The sequence below is a fragment of the Streptomyces sp. NPDC041135 genome, from assembly GCF_055592085.1.
The window spans coordinates 31465-51475 of record NZ_JBVIYZ010000021.1; the positions used below are offsets into that span (position 1 = coordinate 31465).

The window sequence follows — 20011 nt, forward strand, 5'->3', positions numbered from 1 at the left end:
TGAGTTCTCCTATTCGACGTGGTAGTCGCGCTCAGCGGGGGCGGCGTGTCCGGCATCGCGGACGGCGTCGGCGAGCGGCTTGTGGCGGCGCTCCGCGTTCTCGCCGGCGGTGCGGATGGCCTCGGAGGCGGCGGGCAGCTTCTCCGCCAGGGCCTCCGCCTTCGCCTTCACGCTGACGGCCTTCTCCGCCAGGATCAGCACCCAGCCCTCCAGGACACCGGGCACCTTGAGGTCGACGATCTTCGTGTGGAGGGCCTCCAGCCGCGTCATCATCCTGTCGCAGCCCTCAGCGGCGGCGTTGGCCTCGTCGACGCCCGCCATGATCTCCTCCGCCATGTCGGCGTCGGACTCGATGACGTCGTAGATCGTCAGGTCGCTGTCCGCGTACTGGGTGTTCGGTGCCTTCGCCGGGACGGGCACGGTCACTCCGGTTCCTCCTGTTCGTGATGCGGGAATGGCTCCGGCCGGGATGCGGGCCGCGCGGCGGTTCTCCTCGCGGCGGGCGGTCCAGCCCTCGCCGCCGACCTGTTCGACGGTGATCGTCGTTCCCTGTGCGTAGCCCCAGCCCGGGGGCGGGCCGAACCCTCCGCCCGGCGCTGCGCCCGGCCCCGGCCCCGGCCCCGGCGTGGTGCCGGAGCTGGTGGAGCTGGACGGGTCGGGAGCCGGACGGCCGGAGCGCCGGGCACTCGATCGCTCCCACCAGCCGCGGCGGGAACGGCGCTTATCCGCCTTCGGCTTGGGGGTCGCACCCGGGCCGGTCGGCTTCGGCCTGGTGGTGCTCGTGCTGCCGGCGGATCCGGCGGCCGTGCCCGATCCGGGCTTGCGCGGCTTCTTGGTGAGCCTGACCTTCTTGCGGAGGTTCACCTTCGGCGTCGCCGTGCCGCCGGTGCCGGCCGCGCCGCCCGTACCCGGCTTCGGCTTCTTCGTGAGGCTGACCTTCGGCGTCGCCGTGCCGCCCGCGCCGGGAGTGCCGGGCTTGGGCTTCTTGGTCAGGCTGACCTTCGGCGTCGTCGGCGTCGTCCCGGCCGCGGCGGGCTTCTTGCCCTTCTTGCCCTTCTTCTTTGGCACCGTGGTCAGGACCGGCGGGTCCAGCCGCTTGCGGCGCTTCTTCAGCCGCCGCGCCGACTCCTTCGCGATGGCCGCCGGCAGCGTGACCCGACCCTTGCCCTTGCGCTTCGGGCCGGGGCCGCCGCTGCCCGACTTCCCCGCACCCTTCTTGCCCTTGCCCTTGCGGACCGTGGTCAGGACGGGCGGGGACAGCCGCTTGCGGCGCTTCTTCAGCCGCCGCGCCGACTCCTTCGCCACCGCCTCCGGCAGCGTGACCCGGCCCTTGCCCCCCGAACCAGTTCCGGAGGTACCGGACTTGGTCCCGGTCGTGCCGGACTTCGAGCCGGAGGTGCCGGACTTCGACCCGGGCCCGCGGCCCGGCCTCGACCCGGAGGACGGTGCGGTGCCGCCGCCCGAGCCGGACTTGCCGGTGCCGAGGGTGCCGGTGCTGTTCTTCGGCTTGGGGCCGTTGCGGATCCGGTCGGCGGCACGGTCGCGTACGGCTCCGGAGAGGCTGCCGGAGTTGTTCTTCGTGCCGGTTGTCGGGGTCTTTCGGCCCCCGTTCCCGGTGTTTCCGCCGCCCTTTGTCCCGGAGGACTCCAGGGCTCCCCTGCGGCCTCCTCCACCGCCTCCGCGCCCGCCAGCGCCCAACGAGGGCGTACGGCCGCCAGAACCGCCTCCAGGCGCCTTGTTGGGCGTCTTGGTCCCGGAGCCGCCCGGCGGCTTGGAGCCGCCGGGCGAGCGGAACGTACTGGGCGGGGAATTCTTTCCGGAGTTTGTCCGGCCGCCTCCGCCGCCTGATGTGCGAGTACTGCGCCCGAATTCCGGACCGGCCTGCAAGCGGCTTTTCTGACGCGCCACTTCAACACCGATCGAGGCTTTATCGGCCGCCGCTCGCTGCTGATCTGCAATTGCCCGGTGGTGTTCATGCCGGGCTTTCAGATATGCGGCTGCATTCCACGCTCCGCGCATTGCGGCGACGGTAATACCGGCCATCATCACCACCGACATGGCGGCGATTCCCTGCCCTTGGGGGCTGTCCGGCATTCCCGGGTCCGCGTGCGCGGTCGTCGTGCTCCCGCCGCTGACATCGGAATCTCCCGCCACCAGCAGGGAGGGCGGGGGTGCCAGCTCCGGCAGGTCGCTCAGGGTGGGGGCCGCGGCCCCGGGTGGCGGCGGGCCGCTGCCCACCGGCCCCGGGATCGTCAGCCCGCCGGGGAAGCCGAGGACGGTTCCCCCGGCGTCGTCGTCGGCCATCGGCCGTCTCCTTTTGATCAGTCACTCAGGGTCACGAACCCGGGGGGCCTCACGCGCGCGTACAGGCGCGCGTGTATAGGACCCCCGGATCCACAGAGTGAAGCGGTGATGATGAGCAGTGATGAGCGCGGAGCGTTACGAGCCGGGCCCCCGGCCCTGCTGCCTCTGGGTCCACCCCTGGAGCAGCAGGACCAGGTCGGCCCATGCCTTGTCGTCGTCGCCGGCCAGGAGGCGGGCCAGGTCCCACAGCGCGGTCGCGCGCGCCTTGTTCGTCGTGGTCTCCGCCAGGCGCTTGTCCCAGCGGGCGACCTGGCCCTTGGAAAGCGGCGCAGCCACTTATCAGGCCCTCTTTTCCAGGAAGTCCAGGAAGGTGTGGTCGCCGCCGTCCGTGCCGGTCTTCTTCGCGACTCCCTTCCCGTCGCCGGTCGGCTCGTTGAGGGCCTGCGAGAGGCCGTTGAGCTGTCCGGCGGTGCTGACCGCGCGGGCGGTGTTCAGGCCCTTCTTGCGCGCCTTCTCCAGCTCCTTCTTCTCCGCCTTCTTCTCACGCTTCTCGGGCAGCTCGACATAGCGCCGCTGGAATTCGGCGTCGAGCTTTCCGGCGTGATTTACAGCGTCCCGAAGGTCGCTTTCGAGCTGCGCCAGCGGACGCGACGCGAGAAAGGCCCGGATGCGGGCCTCGAAGGGCTTGTCCCCGTCGAACTTGATGTTCTCCAGGTCGGCCCGGTACTCGCGGAGCAGCGCCCTGACCTCGTCGGCCATCTGCCGCAGCCGCTCGCGCTGCTGGGCGCCGTACAGGGCGGTGCCGCCGGGCTTCATCAGGTGGTCCGAGGTCCACCGGTTGTTGTTCTCGGGCATGGCAGAAGACCTCCAGGTCTCGGGGGGTGGGGAGGGGGAAGGGGTTCATGGGTCCGTGTCCCCGAGGCGTGCGTGCGGGGCCGGGATCGTGCTCGGTTCGGGCTGATCGGCCGCGCCCCGCTCGGGGCGGGCGCGGGCGAGCGGCCTGCCGGCCGTGGCCGTCACCGGTCCGCGCTCACGCTCGGGAGCGTGGGCGCGGACCGGGGGCGACCATGAGCGGCAGGTGCTGTGCGGGGGTGCGGGCGCTCAGGTGTTGGCGGGCGCGCTCGCCTTGGCGCTCACCGGGGCGCTCGCTTCGACCTGATCGCGCAGGCGCTGCGCGGTCGGGCGGGAGACCGGCTCATCGGACAGGCCCGCCTTGGTGAGCGCGTCGCGGATCTCCGTCCACTGCGGGCGGCGCCCGAGCTCGGTGTAGAGGAGACGGATGCGGTCGTGGCGGCGCTCGGTGAGCGTGTCCCGCTCGCTGCGCGTCCGGGGGCTGTCCGCTCGGTGAGCGTCGTCGCCCTCCGTGTCGCGCTCACCGTGGCGAGCGCCCGTGGTGAGCGCCGGACGCTCACGCTCACCTTCGGCTTTCCCGGAGGTGAGGGCGCTCGGTTCCGAGTGAGCGTCGTGAGCGTCGTCGCCCTCCTCGATCCGCTCGACGGTGTGAGCGTCCTCGGGGGTGAGCGTGTCGGCGAGCGCGGCGGGCGCGGTGTTGAGCTTGAGCGCCATCCGCATCTTGAGCGGGGCCTTCCACCGCCACGCCATCCAGCCGTACTTCTCGCGCAGCCGCGCCCGCAGGTACGTCTGCTCCTGGAGCCGGGTGAGCGCCTCCTCGTAGGAGGTGATCTCCCACAGGATCATCCGGCGGCGCAGCCGGGCGGTGGGGATCGGGGCGAGGATCCAGCGCGAGCGCCGCACCGTCTCCATCCGCTTCTTGCCGGTGACCGCGCCGATCCGCGTGGCGTACACGTGGGAGGCGATCTCCGAGAAGATCACCCACAGCAGTGTGAGGGCGGCGTGCCCGAGGCGGCCCGAGGCGGAGTGCGCCGCGTTCCAGTTCAGGTAGACGGTCACCGCCGTCAGCGCCCGGGGCACCCAGCGGATCCAGCGCAGCTCCATGCCCATGCGGATCAGGACCAGGTTGGCGCCGGTGAACGCCGGGATTGCGACGTCGATGCCGACCGGCAGCAGCCACGGCCAGTCCCAGCCCCACGCCGTCGCCTTGGTCTCCAGCGCGGTGTAGGAGGACAGCAGACCGAGGGTGGAGACGGTCGCGGCCGCCAGGACGATCCCGACGACCAGGACCAGCTCCTGCCCGGACAGGGGCGGAACACCGCCGGCGGGCCGGGCGTCGTTGCGGGCCTTGCGCCGCTTGGCGCGGGACTCGGTCCGGATCTCCCGGCGGCGGGCTCGCTGCACGGTGCGCTGCGTCGCCGCCTCGAGGATCCGTTCGGCCTCAGCCAGGGCACGTTCGGCGGCGGCCCGGTCGGCCGTGGCCTTGGCCTCCGCCTCCCGGGCCGTCGTCGCGTCCGTCTCCGCCTGCTCGCGCAGCCGGGTGACGTCCTTGTCGGTGGCGGCCCGCAACTCCTCAGCAGAAGTGCGGGCGTCGGCCAGGGCGCGTTCGGCGTCCTGGCGAAGGCCGGCCGCGGCCTTCTCGGCTCCGGCCCGGATCTGCGCGGCCTGTCCGTCCGCGCTCTCGCGCATCCGGTCGGCCTCGCTCCGCGCCCGCTCCAGGACCTGGTCGGCGTCGGTGGCGGCGCGACTGCGGGTCTCCGCCGCGGTGCGCTCCGCCGCCGCGAGCAGCTCGGTGCGCTTGGTCTCCGCGTCGGCGAGGACCTGCGCGGCCTCCGCCCGCACGGCGTCAGCCTTCGAGGCCGCCGTGGTGGTGACCTCCTGCGCCTGGCGGCGCGCGTCGACGAGCAGCTGCTCGGCAGCCGCCTTGGCGTCGGCGAGGACCTGGTCGGCCTCGCTGGACGCCGTCGCCGTGACGGTGTCGGCCTCCGCGCGCGCGTCGGCGAGCAGCTGCTTGGCCTTCGCGTCGGCGTCGGCCAGGACCTGGTCGGCGTCGGCGGCCGCGGCGGTCGCGGCCTCCGTGCGGACCCGGTCGGAGGCGGCCTGCGCGTCGGCCAGGACGCGGGCCTGCTCGTTGGTGGCTGCCTCGGTGATCGAGGCCGCCTCCGAGCGGGCGCCGTCCAGGAGTTCGGCAGCGCGGGTCTCGCCGTCGGCGAGGATGCGCGCGGCGTCGTCGGCGGCCAGGTCCCGGAGGTCGGCTGCACGGTCGGCGGCGTCGGCCAGGACCGGGTTGGCCTCTTCGAACACCAGCGGCACGGTCTCCTCGGAGACGGCCTGGGCGGGGATGGCGGCCGGAGCCGCCGGCGCCTTGGTGCGCCCGGCGCCTCGGGGCTTCGCGGCCGGGGCGGGCTTCCGCCTGCACCGGGTGGTGGTGTTGGCCACGGGGGTGTCCTCTCTTTCCGGCGCCTCGTGCAAGAGGTCACCGCGGGTCGACGTCGGTCGGTAGGGTCGTGACCAGGCCCTCCGAGGCCCCGGCAGCTCTAATGCCGAGGACTCGGAGGGCCCTCTCCGTGAGGCAGCTGGTCAGGGCCGGGCGGGCAGCGCGCTGCTGTCCTGCCCGAGGTGCTGGCGCAGCCAGGCGACGGAGGCCGGGGTCATCGCCCCGGTGTCCGGCTCGCTCAGCGGCGCGGTGTCGATGTCGTGCATCGCGTCGGTCGGCGGGAGCAGCCGCATGTAGTCGGGGTCGATCCCGGCGCGGGCCCGGTTGCCGCTCAGGTCCGTCAGGTCGTACAGGAGCTTTCCGCTGTGACCGTTCGTCCAGGACCGCTCCACCCGGCCGACGAACGTGTGACCGGGCAGCCCGAGCCAGAACCGTTCGACGTCGCGGAAGAGGACGATGTCGGCCTTGGTGTAGGTGACCTTCGGCTGTACGGCCTGCGTCTGGGGCTGGGTCATGTGCTGTCCTCACATCGCGTACACCGGCCGGGGCCGGTGGGTCCGGGGCTGTCCGGCTCCCAGTCACCGCCCGTCCCGGCCGCCGGGGTTCGGCGGCCGGTGCGGGCGGATCAGGCAGCCGTCAGACCGCGGCGAGGGGGCGGTGCGGGGCGACGACCTGGCCGTCGGGGAGCAGCTCACCGGTGTCCTCGAAGAGCAGAACTGCGTTGCACAGCAGGCTCCAGCCCTGCTCCGGGTGCGCGGCCACGACCTGCGCGGCCTCGGCGTCGGTGCTGGCGGCGGTCGGGCACTTCGGGGTGTGCGTGCACAGCGAGTCCGGCAGCGTGGTGCCGGTCGTCGCGGTGCCGAGCTGGGTACTGCTACGCATGGGCTCTCCTGCGGGGAGGAAGCGATCCCGGGATTTTCCCGGGTCGGAGACGTGCGAAGGGGCCGGCCGCCCGTCGTGCGGACAGCCCTTGTGTGGCGGTGCTGCGAGGCGGGCCGCAAGTTGCCCGCCGCTCCCGTCAGGCGGTGCGGTTGCGGGCGGCGCGGCGCTTGAGGGAGCGGCGCTCCTTCGCGGACAGGCCACCGAACACGCCGTAGTTCTCACCCCGCTCCAACGCGCCCCGGAGGCAGGACTCCAGCAGCAGGCAGCGACGGCAGACCGCCTTCGCTTCCTCCTCCTGGAGCAGCGCCGGGCCGGTGTCGCCGATCGGGAAGAACAGCTCGGGGTCCTCGTCGGCGCAGAGCGCGCGGGGGTCCTCGGTGTCGCTCGTGGCGACGGCGCCGTAGTAGGGGGTGCGTACGATGGAGCGGTTCATCAGGGCCTCCCTGAAGGTCCGTTCGGCAGCCCCGGAGGCGCAATCCCCGGGGCTGTTCGCGTGTCTGCGGCCGGATGGCCGGAGCGGGGGTGAACTCCCGACGCTTGCCGTCGGCCCCGCCCGGGAAGGGGCGGGGCCGACGGGCAATGCCGGGGGATCGGTCAGCGGCGGTTGTTCTCCGACCGCTTGTTCTGCTCAGCGTTTTTACGCGAGAGCTCATCGCGCTCCGCGTCGGTCAGGCTGAGGACGGCGTTCACCGGACCGTCGCCATCTCGGAGAGGGTGCGGCGGGCACGTCGGCCGGCCAGTGCGGCCCGCGCGTCGCCATCGGCCACCAGGTTGCGGACCAGCCGGTGGAAGGCCTCGGTCTCGTCCGGCTCCGGTCCGCGGCGGTTGTCCTCGTCCTCCATGTCGTCGTAGAGGCCGCCTGCCGGGGCGGGGATGGTTCGTGTCATGCTGTGCTGCATCAGGTCCTCCGAGACAGGTCCTGGACAGCCCCGGAGGGTTCCAAGTCGCCGGGGCTGTCGCGGTTTTGGCGGGTCGTACGACCGGCCACGACCAGCGGCCACCCCTGGGCATAGTGGGGATGGCCGGTGATCGTGGGCGTCCGTCCAGACCGACTGTTCAGGCGTTGAGCGCGGGCCTGCGGCAGCGGGTGGTGTACACAGCCGCGGTCTCGCCCGGGGCCGGAGCGGGCAGCGCGGCCCTGACCGCAGCCATCAGAGCGGTGTGCGCCGTCTGGTCTGCAGGGGTCAAGGGGCGGCGCCAAGCCGTGGCCAGGTGCGTATAGGCGGCGCGGGTGAGCTGCTCCGTAAGGACATCGGTTGCGCGCCGGTCCTGGTCGGCGTCGGCCAGGGCGCGGAGGATGCCGTTGGCCAGGGCGCGGACGGAGCGCTGGTCCCCAGCGGTCTGGGGGATCATGGCCAGCGGGGCGCCGACGGGGCCGTCGACGGCCCGACCGCGAGTGGTGGGGATCGCGTCGGCAGGAACCGTCCGGGCGGCGTCGGCCCGGCGGGCAGCGGGCATCGCGCGCTCCCACTGGGCTCGCCGGTCGGCGGGGCGCTCCTGGGGCCGGGCGACCTTGAGGGTCTGGACGGTGGCGCGGCGGTGGCGGGTGAGGTCGACGGCGAGGCGTTCTTCGCGCGCCCAGTCCCTGTACTGGCGGCGCCAGGCGTAGTCGGTGATGTCCACGTCGACGAGGCGGTTGCTGGAGCGGCAGCGGATCGCGTCGGCGACGCCGGCCTTTCCGGTGTGGTGCGGGACCGTCTTGAGCAGGTAGGTGCCTCGGTGGGGGGTCACGGGCACCCACGTGCCGCAGTCCGGGCACACCAGCGAGATGCGGCGGGTCTGCGTGGTTTCCACGGTCCGCATGTCGATGTGTCCGGGTGACAGGGTCGAGAGGGCGATCGCGTCGAGGTGGCTGACGCGGGAGGTACGGGTGCGGCCCTTGCGCTTAGCGGCCTTGGGCATGGCGAGCTCAGGCATGGCGGCTCCTCGACAGGAAAAGAGAGGGAGGGTGTTCGCGGGGCGGATGCTCTCTCCACCCACCAGGTCCACTAGCCAACAGCCCGAATCCCGGCAGGAAGACAGCGCATCAGCGCTGAGGTTGTACAAGCAGTCCTGCCGGCCGGGGGGTTTGATCGTGCTACCGCCTCCGACCACCTGCCCACCTCCGAAGAGGCGGGCCGCAGGAACCGCGATGGTGCAGTGGTACATCCAGCAGGGCTCCAAAACGCATGAGCACACCACTGGCGATCTTGCTGGTAGAGGGCCGACGTTCCGGCTCCCTCATCCGGCACCGCCTGTGGGCGGTTCCGGGTGGGGAAGCCGGGTCCGCGAGGACCCGGCTGGAGCTAAGACGCGAGCGGCAGAGGCTCGGCGGCTGTGGATGGCCTGGTGATGCGCAGCTGCGCGGTGTAGGGGAAGAGCACGTCGACCAGGCGCTCGCGGACCAGCTCGGTGGCGGTCGGGTCGGTGGCGAGGATGTCGTGGGCGGCGAGCCTGCGGTTCTCGCGGGCCTCGATCGCGGCGACGGCGGCGTTGATGTCCAGGCCGTCCAGCCGTTCGTGGGGGAGTTCACCGGCCTCGTACATCTCGAGCGGGGTCCCGAAGGCCACGTCCAGGTCGACTCCGCCGAACTCGGGGATCTCGACGTCCAGTTCGTCCAGCAGCGCGAGCGTCTCGGTGTCGAAGTGCTCGGTGGCGAGGCTGGCGGCGGGGCGGGAGATGACGTTCATGGAGTGGTGCTCCTCTGGGATGTGCTGACCTTGGGACGCGTCCCGATGGCGAGTGGGCAGGGCGAAGCAGCACCTCTTCGGCACCCCCACCTCGACCTCGTTAGCGAGGTTCGGCGCGTCTTCAGTACACCGATCCTCGTTAGCGATGTCAAGAGCTACGTTAACGAGATATGCTCCTCCGGCCGCTCCCTCACACACTGGGGCGGCCTTGCCGGTTCCTCGATAGCCAGCGGCCGTAGGATCGCTAACGAGGTAGGGAGACAAATGGCGAGTGACACGGGCGACCAGCGGCCCAAGTACCAGCGGATTGCCGACGACCTGAAGGCGGCGATCGAGTCCGGCGAGTACGGCCCCGGCGATCGGCTGCCGGGCGAGAGCGCGCTCGCCGCCCAGTACGCGGTCGCTGTACTTACCGCCCGCCAGGCGCTGAAGATCCTTCGGATCGAGGGCCTGGTGGAGACGAAGAAGGGTGCCGGCGCTCGGGTCATCGAGTTCCGCCCCATCCGGCGGCACGGCATCCAGCGACTCGCACGTGAGCAGTGGGGTGCTGGCAAGTCCATCTGGTCCGCTGACGAGGAACGGCCCGTCACGATCGACATCCGCGTGGACACCGTGGCCGCACCGCCGCACATCGCTCGGATGCTGGACGTCGATGAGAACAAACTCGTCTGCGCTCGGTCCCGACGCTTCGTGCTGGACGACAGGCCCGTCATGCTCGCGACCTCGTACCTGCCTCTTGGCCTGGCCGAAGGCACAGCGATCATGAGCGTGGACACCGGCGAAGGCGGCACATACGCGCGGCTCGCTGAGATCGGGCACGCGCCCGCTCACTTCCGCGAAGAGATCCGATGCCGGCTGCCCGTCGCTGAGGAGGCCGAACGACTGGCCATGCCCCTGGAGCGCCCCGTCATCAAGCTGTGTCGCACGGCCTTCGACGCTGAGCTTGAGGCCGTCGAAGTGAACGAGATGACCATGGACAGCGCGGCCTACGTGCTGGAGTACGCGTTCGATGCCTGAGCGCCCCGCCTCGCCCATTTCGAGCCCCCTCGTGACTAGTCGTCTTGTGGGGGCCATCACAGTCGCGAGCGCCGCAGCGCAACATCACAAAGGCTTGTCGAAGCTCGTGCACACCCGTGTTCACGGGTTTTCAACAACTACGTACATATGGGATTTGCGGGCCTGGCTCTAGGCTCACGGCCATGACGATCACGGAGGGTCACAGGGTGGGGAAGCACCGAGCGGGCTGGCGTCCGGACAAGCTGCGCGAGCAGCGCGAGGCTCACGGCCTGACCCTGGAGAAGGCCGGTGAACGCCTCCGTCAGGTTGCTGAGCAGGCCAGGCTGAAGGGCATCCCTGCCGCGAATCCGCAGACTCTCTGGCAGCATGAGCAGGGCGAGGTATACCCCGGCCCGCACTACCGACGCGCTTACTGCCTTCTGTACCGGGCCACTGAGCCCGACCTGGGCTTCCGAACCGCCCTGCCTGGCGAGGAGACGTCCTTCAAGATCACACCGATGGACGACCGCCTCAACGGGGCGCAAGTATTGGCGGTTGAGCGAGCCGTTCACCGCATCGCGCCGGGCTCCGGCGAAGCCGACCACGTCGACTTGCAGCAGCGGATCATCGACGCGTGGAAGCGTCGGCACACGGGAGGTGACCCTCACCGTCCGGTGCTCATCCTGGTCGGCGGCTTCGCCGGAAGCGGCAAGACCGAGCTCGCACGCTTCTTCGTTCAGCTCACTGGCTGGCCGCTGCTCGACAAAGACCCGCTCACCCGCCCGCTCGTGGAGCGCCTCCTGGTTGCGCTGGGCGGCGACGCGAACGACCGGCACACCGAGCTCTACCGCGAGAAGGTACGGCCGGTGGAGTACGACTGCCTGATGCAGTCGGCCATGGCCAACATCAAGTGCGGTATCTCTACCGTGTTGACCGCCCCGTTCATCGCGGAAATGACCGACCCGGACTGGATGCAGCGCCTGTCCAACCGGGCCGCCTCCATGGGCGTCGACGTCTTCCCCGTCTGGGTGCGCTGCGATGAGGAGTCGATGCGCGAGTACATCACCTTCCGCTCTGCAGCCCGCGACGCGTGGAAGCTCCAGCGGTGGGAGGAGTACATGGCCACGATCGACCTCGGCCTGCGCCCAGCTGTACCGCACCTGGTCGTCGACAACCGGCTCGGGACCGCAGTCACACTCGCGGACCAGGCCCGGCAGGCGATGGGGGCGATGTACGCATGACCGGTCGTCAAGGCGTGATCTTGTACGGCCCACCGGCCTCGGGTAAGGACACTGTCACCGCCGCGCTCAACGCACTCGACTCCAAGTACGCACAGTTCGCGCGGCTCAAAGTTGGGACGGGCAAGTCGGCCGGCTACCGGATGGGCACGGCGGAGCAGCTGCATGAGTTGGAGACCGCGGGCGACGTCGTCTACGCGAACGCCCGGTACGGAAACACGTACGCGATCGACAGGCCCGGCGTCGACGCCGCGTTCGCGGCCGGAGTGCCCGTAGTGCACCTCGGGCAGGTCGATGGCATCCGGGCGCTGGTCAACGGCTACCCGGCCGACTGGTCGGTCGTGCTCCTGTGGTGCCCGCGCGAGGTAACCGAGCAGCGATCGGCGGGGCGCGGCGACAGCGACACCGCAGCGCGCCTGGCAGCATGGGACGCGACCCGCGAAGACCTGGATGCGCACCCGGGCATGGTTTGGGACCTGACGGTGGACACCACGACGGCGGCCCCGCAGGACTCGGCGCGGCTCATCGACCAGCTGCTGGCGCAGCGGGCGGGAGCAGCGACGGCATGAGCGCGGGCTACGGCTGGGCGAGTCGGTCCAAGGCCTCGGTGAGCGTGAGCGAGCCGTCGTCCTTGGCGTCGTTCCACCGTGCCAGCGTGGACGCGGCCGCGCGCAGCATCTCCGGTGGAAGGCCGGCTGCCTCAAGCGCGTCGGCAGCTTCCTCCAGTTCCGGACCCCAGCGCCAGGCGCGCGCGGCGGTCTTGGCGACGTACCGCGGCTCGGAAAGATACGAGTCGGCTCGCCGGGAGGCGACCGCGATGAGCTCCTGGTCGACGCCGTGCTCGCGCGCCATCGCGACCGCGAGCGCCACCAACGCCCGGCTGGTCTTCTGGAAACTTGCGTACGACAACTTCAGCGCAGACGCCTTCCCCACCTCCGGGCCCAGCACCGCAGTCCGAACGGCAGTGCCTGCGAACAGCGCCTCAAGGCGCGCGGTCGCGACAGCCGGGCCGGACAGGTACAAGGTCGGCGTCTTGCCGCCGACCGGCGGGGAGCCGACGACGCCGCCGTCCACGACGGTCGCGCCGTGTTCGAGCAGCGCGGCGATCCGCTTCATTCGCTCGGGGTTGATGGCGTTCGCCTCCACGTACACCCCGGCAAAGCGGTGCCCGGCGACGTCACGGGCCAAGTCCTCGGCAGCGGCCGGCGGACAGAGGCTGATGACGATGTCGCTGCGGTCCAGCAGCTCGGACAGCGTGGCCACGGGTGTCAGCCCGAACTGGGCGGCTCGCTCCACGGACGCGGTGCTGCGCCCGGTCTCGCACCACAAGGCCTCTGCCGCGTTGGTCGCGGCGCAGGCAGCGACGGCGGCGCCCATGCTGCCGGGGTGGAGGATGCCGACGGTCGGCTGGTCCACGGTGCTACTCCGTCTCGTTGAGCAGGATGGTGATGGCGTCGGTGACGTCGTCGACGACGTGGTGCGCGTCGGGGAGCCTCTCGGGCCAGGGGCGGCCGCGCAGCCAGATGGTGCGCAGACCGGCCTGGTGGCCGCCACTGATGTCTCCGGTCGGGTTGTCGCCGACCATCCAGCCGCCGCCCGCGAGGTCGACGCCGCACCGCGTGGCCCCGAGCTCGAAGAGGCGCCGGTCCGGCTTGCGAATCTCCAGGTCACCCGAGGCGGCGACGCCATCGACCAGTCCGGCGAGGCCGGTCCCGGCGAGCTTGGCGCGCTGGATGTCTCCAGCCCCGTTGGTGACGACGCCGATCGTCCATGCGGCCGCGCGCAGGCGGGCCAGGCCCTCGAGGACCTCGGGGCGGCAGGTGACAGAGGCCGCCATGAGGTCGATGTACTCCTGCCACAGGTCCGCGGCCGACACCTCCAGGCGGAAGGATTCCCGCAGGCGGGCGAAGTCGGCGGCGTTCGCGCGGTCGGCCAGTTGGGTGCGCAGCCACTGATCGGCGGCCGGAGGGAGACTACGGGAACGGCAAAGGCCGGTCACGGCGTCGCTGAGCGCCGTCTGACGGTCGACCAGCGTGCCGTCCAAGTCGAAGAACACGAGGCGGGACACGGGCACGGAGACTACCGGGCACCGAATGGAGTGCAGTTCTGGAGATCACTTCGTGTATCTTTTCCGGGACTGTTCTCTAGGCTGGAGGCTGGCATGTCGGATCCGCTGCGTCGAGTTGATGCCCTGGTGGATGACGACACGCTCCCAGCACCTGCCGTCCGGCAGCTCTTGCGTGTCACTGCTGGTCTCACCCAGGCCGAGGTCGCCGACGCCATCGGCGTCAAGCGCGTTGCAGTCGCGCGGTGGGAGGCGGGGCTCACCAAGCCCCACCGCGGCAATCGTCTGAAGTACGCGCACTTCCTTCGTAGGCTCGCCGAGAAGTACCCGGCCGCCCTTCAGGAGATGCCGAATGAGACCTGATCTCGAGCCCGCTTTCGGGCATGCCGACTCCGCCATCGGAATCGAGGGGGTCGGGGTGACGTAACCGCCACCGGCCGCGCGCACCAGAAGAGGGTTGCCGCCCTCCCTCGGCCTCGCGCGGCCCGTCTACCGCCTGGATCCCTCCAGTGCGGGCGTTCAGATCCCGGTGCCAGCCGGTTCTGAACCGCAGCTCAACGAGCTGCAGATACCAGTTCGGCCCTTCACAGGCCAACAACAAACGCAGAACCCCTGCCAGGGGGTTCTGCAATCCGTTCCGCAGGGTCCCTGCCAAGGGCTCCGCAGACCGTCCGTCCGAATCACGCAAGGAGAGAAAGGACTCGCCTCAGGTTCTTCGTCCGGTCGTCGCCCGCTCCTCCCGGAGGGGGCGCACCCACCCATCTGCTGAAACACACTCGGTGATACGCCGAGTGATACATCAAGGCGGTCGTCCTCATAGTGCCCGAAAGTGGTGTCCCCTGTCAGCCTGACCCTGCCCGTTTCACACCGGTTCAGTCTCTACAGGCTTCCCGTGTGACGGAATCGGCGTCCGGTTCGTTCGGCTTTACCCGCTTCGTACAGGAAGAGGGTCTTCCAGTAGGAAGATCCAAGAGCAACTCTTTCGGGGTCTGCTCGATGAGCGTGGTCGCGGTGTCTGCCGCCCCGCTCATGCACCCGCTCTCGGATGTCGTCGACAGCTCCGTCGGCGGCGGCGTCCAGGAGGGTTTCGTCCCGTGTGGCGGGACGGCTCTCAAGATTGTTGCCCGCTGCGCGGGAGCTCGCGGGGTGATCGGGGCTGAGCGTCCTCTGTCCACAGGCCGTTCGCAGCAGGGTCGGCGGGTGAACAAGGAAACGCGAGTTCTGCCTGCTGAGGAGGGTGTCCGCTTTGGCGTGTACACCAGCCCGATGGCGACACAGACGACGTTGGGATGTTCGGCACTTGTGGTGTCCACTGCTCCTGTCGGGACGGTGGGCCGTTGAGCGCCGTGGCGACACCGGCCGCCGTGGACGCGACCGTGCCGGTTCGGCGGCAGCGGGTGCGGGTGCCGATGCGTCTGGTGTCGTCGGCGGCGTACGCGGACGTCGCGCTGTCGGTGTACGTGAAGGTGAAGGCGCTGGCGTCGCGGCCGGAGGGGTGCCAGGCGAAGTCGTCGACGATCGCCTCGTATCTGGGGCTGTCGACGGCGTCGGTGGAGCGGGGGATGACGCAGCTGCGTCGTCCGGGCCCGGATGGTGTGGTGGAGCTGTTCTCGGAGCGTCGGACGCTGCCGGGTGGCACGGGCACGTCTGCGGTGCGGACGGTGCGGACGATGACTCGTACGGAGGCGTTCGTGTGGCTGCCGGTGGCGGCCGCGGAGGACCTCACGCCCCGGCAGCTGCGTGCGTTCGCGCTGATCGCCTTCGCGCAGGCTCGGGGGATCGCGCTGACGGAGGCGGAGCTGGCGGCCGGCCTGCGGCACCACTCGGGAAAGAGCGCGGGTCAGCCGCTGTCGGTGATGGCCGCGTCGGCGGTGGTGGACGAGGTGGAGGCTGCGCGCTGGGTGACGGTGCAGCGGCGTGCGGGGGCGCAGGGGCGTCACCGCTACATCGCGCACGACATCGCTCCCGAGGCCCGTCCGGAGGGTGGCTGCGCGGCGGTCGCCGGGGCTGCTGAGGCGGCTGTGACCGGTGGTTCTCAGGAGTCGGTCAGTTCCCAAGTTGGTGAGGGATCGGGTTCGCCGGTTGGTGAGGGATCCCTCGCGAATGAGGAATCACCTAGGACTGACTCACCGGAGGACGAGCGCGCGTTCTTCTCATCCGCCGTAGGCGAGGTACCGGTAGTTGAGGGCGCTGGGGCTGTGGAAAACCCGGCTGACGCTGCTGCGCGTACGGAAGCCGGCGGTGGTCGCGCGCTTCGCGCGGGTGGAGACAGCCAGCCCTCCCCCTCGAAGCCGGAAACGGAAAAGCGCAGCAGGGGCGGGGGGTCTGCCGGGTCGTCGTACGACGGACCGCAGTTGGCCATGAGCCCGCACATCTACGCCGTGCTGGAGCCGGTGCACCTGCTGCTGGAGCGGGTGACCAGCGACTTCGTCGCCCGGCAGATCGCCCGTGAGGTGGGCCGCCAGCTGCGCAAGGGCACCGACGCCGAACGCCTGCAGCACCGGCTGACCGCCCGGTTCGCCAAGGTGATGCTCTCGGAGATCCGCGACCCGGGCCGCTGGCTGCTGGGGGTGGCCCTGCCGCGCTGGGGGTGCGGTTTCCAGGACTGCGAGGTCGGTGTCCTGTGGTCGACCGGCAAGGACTGCGAGGTCTGTGCCGAGATCGTCCAGGACAAGGCCGTCGCCCGCAGGCGTGCCCAACGCATCGAGCAGGGCCTGTGCCCCGAGCACGGCACCCGTCCCGGCCCGGGCGGCCGCTGCGTCGACTGCGTGCTGGACGACGCGGCCCGCAACCCGGCCCCCGCCGCGGTCCCGGCGCAGCGCGAGCTGGAGGGTCCGCGCGGTTCCTGCGGTGACTGCGGCGTCCGGATCTTCCTGACTGGCCGCGCCCTCGAGGACAGCCTGTGCAAGCTCTGCCGGGAGGAGGCCGCCATGCTGGGCGCCGCCGTCGTGCCCGCCCCGACCGCACCGGCCGGGCAGGAGACCTGCGCGGGCCGGGACGGAGACGTGCCGTGCGGGCGCAAGCCCCTGCCGTCGCGCAGCGTCTGCGGTGTCCACCGCGTCCAGGAGCTCGCCGGGGAGGTCGCGTGATGACCGAGACCCCGCAGCTCAGTGGCGTCGACCTGGCCCGCGTCGCACTGCGCGCTGCCAAGGTGGCGGCGCAGAAGAACGGCGGCGACCGGACGGTGCAGCCGAAGACGCGCACGACACGGGTGGTCCGGCGCGACGGGCGCGAGCCGATGGGCCTGGGTGCCGCGATCGGCGCGCTGGTGACCGAGCGGGCCTGGGAGCTCCCGGCCGCCGGCGCTTCGCTGCGCGCCCGGTGGGAGGCCATCGCACCCGAGCTCGCCGGGCACGTCGCGGCCGTCGGCTACGACGCCGACTCCGGCCGGCTCACCGTGTGCCCCGAGTCGTCGGCCTGGGCGACGAAGACCCGGCTGGAGCAGACCCGCATCGTCGCGGCCGCCAACGAGTCGGCGGGTCGGACGGTCGTCTGGTCCCTGCGGATCCTGGCGCCCGGCGCGGTGCCGGTGCCCGAGCCGGCCGACGTCGATCCGGAGCCCGCGGCCGCGCCCGCCGGGCCGCCGCGTACCCGGGAGACCGCCTCGGACGGCTATCACCGTGCGCTCGCCGCGCACCAGGAGGCGGCGCCGCCGTCGCGGGTGGACCCGGCCATCGCACAGGCGATGGAGCGCCAGACCGCCGCGATGCGGGCGCTCAGCCGCCGGGCGTTCCCCGAGCCGGAGCCGGCAGCCGACGACCAGCCAGCCCCGATCGAGCATGCCCGCACCGAACGCCGCCGCCAGGCCGACGCCTCCTACGCCGCGGCCCTGCGCCGGGCCCGTGCAGAGCGCGCGGCGGGGGAGGCCGGGTCGGCGGCCGCGGTCCCGCAGCCGGCGCCGCTGAGCAAGACCGCGTGAGAGGGGGAGAGCTCGAGGTGTCAGGGGCGGCGGACGAGGACGCCGTCGATGCGGGAGGCCTCGGCGACCCACGTCGCGGCGGCCGGCGCTATGAAGCCGAGCACGGTCTGGATGTCGTCCCGGCGGGCTTCGAGGGACAGGTGCCAGATCCCCTCGTGGTGGGCGATGCGGTTGCGAAGAAGGGCCACCGCACCCACCTCCAATAGACGTCGGCAGTTCGACGCCAAATCGTCAAGGGCGGTACTTCTTCGATGAGGAGCGCCTGGCGGGCACGCCGGGAAGCGCGCTCTACGCTGGGCCGCATCCGGCGGGAGGTGGCCAGGCGCACGGCCACGTCCGGCTCAGTACCCATGATCGCAGGTTAAGGCGATCACGTGCTGTTTGCCGCTTTTGCCTGCCGCACGCCCGTCAGCGGACCAGGCAGGTGCAGTGACGTCCGTCTGGAGGTTCCCACGATCAGCCGGAAGACGTCAGCATCGAGTCTGCACTACCCCTCCCGAGCTACCGTCGAGGGCTCGGTGGCACGGCAGGAGTGGCTCCGAGGACTCCACGGGCGCGCAACTCGTCGAGGTCCGGCAGACAGACGCCGGGCAGGGCGTCGAGCAGGTCGGCCTGTGCGGCGCGGATGCCTTGGGCGGGAGCATCGGGGCCGGTGCCAAGGGTGCGGCGGGCGGTCACGGTGATCATCGTACGGGCGGCCCTTGCCTGTAACGGCTGTGACGCGTCCTGTGACAATGGCTGAACGGCTACGGCTACAGCACGCGGCAGGGGGCCGGAGCCCCTGGGATTGGCTCCGGCCCCCTGGCCGACGGTACGAGCGGTGTCAATCGGTGTTCTCATGCGGCTCGAGCAGCGCGAAGTACGTCTGGCGCTGCTGCTCGGTCAGTTTGCCGTCGAGCGACAACGCAGAGCGCAGCGCGCGCAGGGTGTCTGCGGCCGGCGCGTCCCACGTCTCGTGGGCCTGGCGCTGGATCTCCCCGATGGCGGAGTACGCGGAGCCGGGGAAGTGACGGACGTACCAGTCGAGCATCTTGGCCACCGACGGCGTCAGGTTGAAGTACCACCAGGACCTCTTCCCGCGCTTCTTGGCCTCGTCCGTGAACAGCTCGACGGAGTCGGCGAAGTCGTGCATCACCGCGGCCTGGACCACCCGGCTCAGGTGCTGGGTGGGGATGATCCGGTCGAGGCTGACGGCGACGGACCAGGCGAGTTCGTTGGCGATCTCGGCGACGGATTCCTTGTTGCGCTGGCGCAGCACCCACCGCTTGCGGACGTCGGGCCGGTCGAACAGCGTGTGCTGGAAGTCGGCGGCGAACCGGTCGCGCACTGCGGCGGCACCGGGCGAGAGGTTGTCGCGGTCGCCGGAGGACATGGCAGCCCCCGCCCCCTCGTAGGAGCGCTGGCGGGCCTCCACCCAGTCCTGGGCCACCGCGCGGGCCCACTGGTCGCGGCCGCCGACGGTGGCCTGCGGCAGGGGTACCTCGCTGTTCCCGCGCGAGATGTAGGCGCGCAGCGTGGAGGCGGTGATGCCGCCGAGCTCGGCCATCTCGGGGGCCCCGATCAGTTGTGCTGCGGTCAGCTCGGGGCTCGAGAGGTCGACCACGCACCGCTCGAGCGGGAGTGCGTTGTCCTGCTCCTGGTGGTGCTTGGCCCACAAGGCCAGGTGGTCGAGCCAGTTGTCCGGCTTCGGGCTGTCGGGGTCGAAGGTGGTGACCTTGCCGAGGTAGGCGCGGCTCGGGTCGGCGCGGCCGTCGAGCATGTCGGCGGCGCTGACGGTGACGGCCAGGCGAGCCTTGCGCCGCTCGTAGTCCTGCTCGATGGGGTCCCAGACCTGGCCGGGCCGGTACCAGGTGGTGCCGTTCCACCAGTAGCCGCCGGCGCGGAACAGCAGCTCGTCCGCCGCCCACTGGGTGTGGCAGACGGAGGTGTCGTTGTCGCGCATGAGCAACACGGTCCGGCCGTGCTCGGGGTGGTAGCGCACGGCCCAGCCCAGCGTGTGCTGTTTGGGGTCGGTGGTGAAGGCGTGCCAGCCGCCGTCGGCGCGGTTCTTGTCGTAGCGGCCCCACATGCCGCTGGCCTCGTGGCGGCCGACGGCCTCGATGGCCTCCGGGCCCTCGTCGAGGGGGAGGTGGGAGTCGTCGACGAAGGGCAGGCCCGGCACCGGGTGGTCGGTGCGCAGGCCGTTGGCGAGCGGAAGAATGTGACTCAACGCTGATTCCTCGTTTCACTCCGAGTGCTGCACTCCTTGTGCAGCACTGCTTTTATCCCCTTATACATGCGTGACAATCCTTGTCGCGCAGCCGTTTTCGGCCAACCTTCCGCAGCGGACGCGCGCAAGTCACGGGTTACGGGGCCCCGTTGAGTGATCACATCGGATAAGCCCTCGTTATCCGACGCGATCCAGGTTGTGGCGAGCTGCTGTCGCTACCCGCCGGGCACTCTTGCGCTCCGCAGCTCGCTTGGCGGTTCCGCGGTGTTGGCATGCCGGCAAGTGAAGCGGCGTCGCGGCAATTCCTGTCGGATCCGCACCATCCGCTCGCGGTGACGGAAGTAGTCGCGGTAGAAGTCGCGCCGGTGTTCGGACTCCTGCGGTAGGGCCGCCGGTACGAGTGCGACCAGGATGCCGATGAGGTAGACCCACCAGGAGGC

The 20011-nt window shown here is 71.1% G+C and carries 21 protein-coding genes; 6 read left to right on the forward strand and 15 right to left on the reverse strand.

What is annotated here, in order from left to right:
- Positions 1-9: 9 nt before the first annotated feature.
- From ACZ6CZ_RS30780 to ACZ6CZ_RS30825, 10 genes are all read right to left on the reverse strand, one after another.
- Positions 10-1698: a hypothetical protein gene (locus ACZ6CZ_RS30780; protein ID WP_469027634.1), complete on the reverse strand. Its 1689-nt coding sequence runs from the start codon at positions 1696-1698 to the stop codon at positions 10-12.
- 741 nt (positions 1699-2439) lie between these two features.
- Complete coding sequence (locus tag ACZ6CZ_RS30785) at positions 2440-2640, reverse strand: hypothetical protein (protein WP_366016842.1); 201 nt, start codon at positions 2638-2640, stop codon at positions 2440-2442.
- A gap of 3 nt (positions 2641-2643) precedes the next feature.
- The gene (locus tag ACZ6CZ_RS30790) at positions 2644-3159 is read right to left on the reverse strand and encodes a hypothetical protein (RefSeq protein WP_469027637.1); all 516 of its coding nucleotides are present in this window, start codon (positions 3157-3159) and stop codon (positions 2644-2646) included.
- 246 nt (positions 3160-3405) lie between these two features.
- Complete coding sequence (locus ACZ6CZ_RS30795; protein WP_469027640.1) at positions 3406-5595, reverse strand: DUF2637 domain-containing protein; 2190 nt, start codon at positions 5593-5595, stop codon at positions 3406-3408.
- A gap of 141 nt (positions 5596-5736) precedes the next feature.
- Positions 5737-6108, reverse strand: a complete 372-nt coding sequence (locus tag ACZ6CZ_RS30800; RefSeq protein ID WP_469027642.1) for a hypothetical protein — start codon at positions 6106-6108, stop codon at positions 5737-5739.
- 121 nt (positions 6109-6229) lie between these two features.
- On the reverse strand, positions 6230-6418 hold the full coding sequence (locus tag ACZ6CZ_RS30805) for a DUF5999 family protein (protein ID WP_469027777.1): 189 nt from the start codon (positions 6416-6418) through the stop codon (positions 6230-6232).
- A gap of 193 nt (positions 6419-6611) precedes the next feature.
- Positions 6612-6908, reverse strand: a complete 297-nt coding sequence (locus ACZ6CZ_RS30810; RefSeq protein ID WP_469027645.1) for a WhiB family transcriptional regulator — start codon at positions 6906-6908, stop codon at positions 6612-6614.
- A gap of 253 nt (positions 6909-7161) precedes the next feature.
- Complete coding sequence (locus ACZ6CZ_RS30815) at positions 7162-7362, reverse strand: hypothetical protein (RefSeq protein WP_469027648.1); 201 nt, start codon at positions 7360-7362, stop codon at positions 7162-7164.
- Between the two features lie 169 nt (positions 7363-7531).
- Positions 7532-8392 (reverse strand): hypothetical protein, encoded by an 861-nt coding sequence (locus ACZ6CZ_RS30820; protein ID WP_469027651.1) that lies wholly within the window; start codon positions 8390-8392, stop codon positions 7532-7534.
- 368 nt (positions 8393-8760) lie between these two features.
- Positions 8761-9144 carry a hypothetical protein gene (locus tag ACZ6CZ_RS30825; protein WP_469027654.1) on the reverse strand — a complete coding sequence of 128 codons (384 nt, stop codon included), beginning with the start codon at positions 9142-9144 and terminating at the stop codon, positions 8761-8763.
- A gap of 264 nt (positions 9145-9408) precedes the next feature.
- Here ACZ6CZ_RS30825 and ACZ6CZ_RS30830 point away from each other — a divergent pair, with 264 nt between their 5' ends.
- The 3 genes from ACZ6CZ_RS30830 (at position 9409) to ACZ6CZ_RS30840 (ending at position 11947) form a co-directional block, all read left to right on the forward strand.
- Positions 9409-10161, forward strand: a complete 753-nt coding sequence (locus ACZ6CZ_RS30830; protein WP_469027656.1) for a GntR family transcriptional regulator — start codon at positions 9409-9411, stop codon at positions 10159-10161.
- 182 nt (positions 10162-10343) lie between these two features.
- On the forward strand, positions 10344-11381 hold the full coding sequence (locus ACZ6CZ_RS30835; RefSeq protein ID WP_469027659.1) for an AAA family ATPase: 1038 nt from the start codon (positions 10344-10346) through the stop codon (positions 11379-11381).
- The gene (locus tag ACZ6CZ_RS30840; RefSeq protein WP_469027661.1) at positions 11378-11947 is read left to right on the forward strand and encodes a phosphotransferase-like protein; all 570 of its coding nucleotides are present in this window, start codon (positions 11378-11380) and stop codon (positions 11945-11947) included. The genes ACZ6CZ_RS30835 and ACZ6CZ_RS30840 overlap by 4 nt, the downstream gene beginning before the upstream one ends.
- Positions 11948-11954: 7 nt before the next feature.
- Here the strand turns inward: ACZ6CZ_RS30840 and ACZ6CZ_RS30845 are convergent, their stop codons facing one another.
- Together ACZ6CZ_RS30845 and ACZ6CZ_RS30850 are read right to left on the reverse strand one after the other, a co-directional pair.
- Complete coding sequence (locus tag ACZ6CZ_RS30845) at positions 11955-12794, reverse strand: NAD(P)-dependent oxidoreductase (protein WP_469027664.1); 840 nt, start codon at positions 12792-12794, stop codon at positions 11955-11957.
- A gap of 4 nt (positions 12795-12798) precedes the next feature.
- Complete coding sequence (locus ACZ6CZ_RS30850; protein WP_469027666.1) at positions 12799-13446, reverse strand: HAD family hydrolase; 648 nt, start codon at positions 13444-13446, stop codon at positions 12799-12801.
- A gap of 93 nt (positions 13447-13539) precedes the next feature.
- Here ACZ6CZ_RS30850 and ACZ6CZ_RS30855 point away from each other — a divergent pair, with 93 nt between their 5' ends.
- The 3 genes from ACZ6CZ_RS30855 (at position 13540) to ACZ6CZ_RS30865 (ending at position 17362) form a co-directional block, all read left to right on the forward strand.
- Positions 13540-13806, forward strand: a complete 267-nt coding sequence (locus ACZ6CZ_RS30855; protein ID WP_469027669.1) for a helix-turn-helix domain-containing protein — start codon at positions 13540-13542, stop codon at positions 13804-13806.
- Between the two features lie 1997 nt (positions 13807-15803).
- Positions 15804-16532 (forward strand): hypothetical protein, encoded by a 729-nt coding sequence (locus ACZ6CZ_RS30860; protein ID WP_469027672.1) that lies wholly within the window; start codon positions 15804-15806, stop codon positions 16530-16532.
- The gene (locus tag ACZ6CZ_RS30865) at positions 16532-17362 is read left to right on the forward strand and encodes a DciA family protein (protein ID WP_469027674.1); all 831 of its coding nucleotides are present in this window, start codon (positions 16532-16534) and stop codon (positions 17360-17362) included. Before ACZ6CZ_RS30860 ends, ACZ6CZ_RS30865 begins: the two co-directional genes overlap by 1 nt.
- Before the next feature lie 20 nt (positions 17363-17382).
- Here ACZ6CZ_RS30865 and ACZ6CZ_RS30870 read toward each other — a convergent pair whose 3' ends face one another.
- The 3 genes from ACZ6CZ_RS30870 to ACZ6CZ_RS30880 all read right to left on the reverse strand — a co-directional run bounded on the left by ACZ6CZ_RS30870 (position 17383) and on the right by ACZ6CZ_RS30880 (position 19571).
- Positions 17383-17550 carry a hypothetical protein gene (locus tag ACZ6CZ_RS30870; protein ID WP_469027677.1) on the reverse strand — a complete coding sequence of 56 codons (168 nt, stop codon included), beginning with the start codon at positions 17548-17550 and terminating at the stop codon, positions 17383-17385.
- 313 nt (positions 17551-17863) lie between these two features.
- Positions 17864-18040 (reverse strand): hypothetical protein, encoded by a 177-nt coding sequence (locus tag ACZ6CZ_RS30875; RefSeq protein WP_469027679.1) that lies wholly within the window; start codon positions 18038-18040, stop codon positions 17864-17866.
- A 145-nt stretch (positions 18041-18185) separates the two neighbouring features.
- Positions 18186-19571, reverse strand: coding sequence for a hypothetical protein (locus tag ACZ6CZ_RS30880; protein ID WP_469027681.1), 1386 nt, complete (start codon positions 19569-19571; stop codon positions 18186-18188).
- Between the last annotated feature and the right edge of the window lie 440 nt (positions 19572-20011).

What these genes read in the sequence shown, in the direction of transcription:
- ACZ6CZ_RS30790 (WP_469027637.1), bottom strand. Translation starts at nt 3,159, where the DNA reads ATGCCCGAGAACAACAACCGGTGGACCTCGGACCACCTGATGAAGCCC.
- ACZ6CZ_RS30800 (WP_469027642.1), bottom strand. Translation starts at nt 6,108, where the DNA reads ATGACCCAGCCCCAGACGCAGGCCGTACAGCCGAAGGTCACCTACACC.
- ACZ6CZ_RS30810 (WP_469027645.1), bottom strand. Translation starts at nt 6,908, where the DNA reads ATGAACCGCTCCATCGTACGCACCCCCTACTACGGCGCCGTCGCCACG.
- ACZ6CZ_RS30815 (WP_469027648.1), bottom strand. Translation starts at nt 7,362, where the DNA reads ATGACACGAACCATCCCCGCCCCGGCAGGCGGCCTCTACGACGACATG.
- ACZ6CZ_RS30820 (WP_469027651.1), bottom strand. Translation starts at nt 8,392, where the DNA reads ATGCCTGAGCTCGCCATGCCCAAGGCCGCTAAGCGCAAGGGCCGCACC.
- ACZ6CZ_RS30825 (WP_469027654.1), bottom strand. Translation starts at nt 9,144, where the DNA reads ATGAACGTCATCTCCCGCCCCGCCGCCAGCCTCGCCACCGAGCACTTC.
- ACZ6CZ_RS30830 (WP_469027656.1), top strand. Translation starts at nt 9,409, where the DNA reads ATGGCGAGTGACACGGGCGACCAGCGGCCCAAGTACCAGCGGATTGCC.
- ACZ6CZ_RS30835 (WP_469027659.1), top strand. Translation starts at nt 10,344, where the DNA reads ATGACGATCACGGAGGGTCACAGGGTGGGGAAGCACCGAGCGGGCTGG.
- ACZ6CZ_RS30840 (WP_469027661.1), top strand. Translation starts at nt 11,378, where the DNA reads ATGACCGGTCGTCAAGGCGTGATCTTGTACGGCCCACCGGCCTCGGGT.
- ACZ6CZ_RS30855 (WP_469027669.1), top strand. Translation starts at nt 13,540, where the DNA reads ATGTCGGATCCGCTGCGTCGAGTTGATGCCCTGGTGGATGACGACACG.
- ACZ6CZ_RS30860 (WP_469027672.1), top strand. Translation starts at nt 15,804, where the DNA reads ATGAGCCCGCACATCTACGCCGTGCTGGAGCCGGTGCACCTGCTGCTG.
- ACZ6CZ_RS30865 (WP_469027674.1), top strand. Translation starts at nt 16,532, where the DNA reads ATGACCGAGACCCCGCAGCTCAGTGGCGTCGACCTGGCCCGCGTCGCA.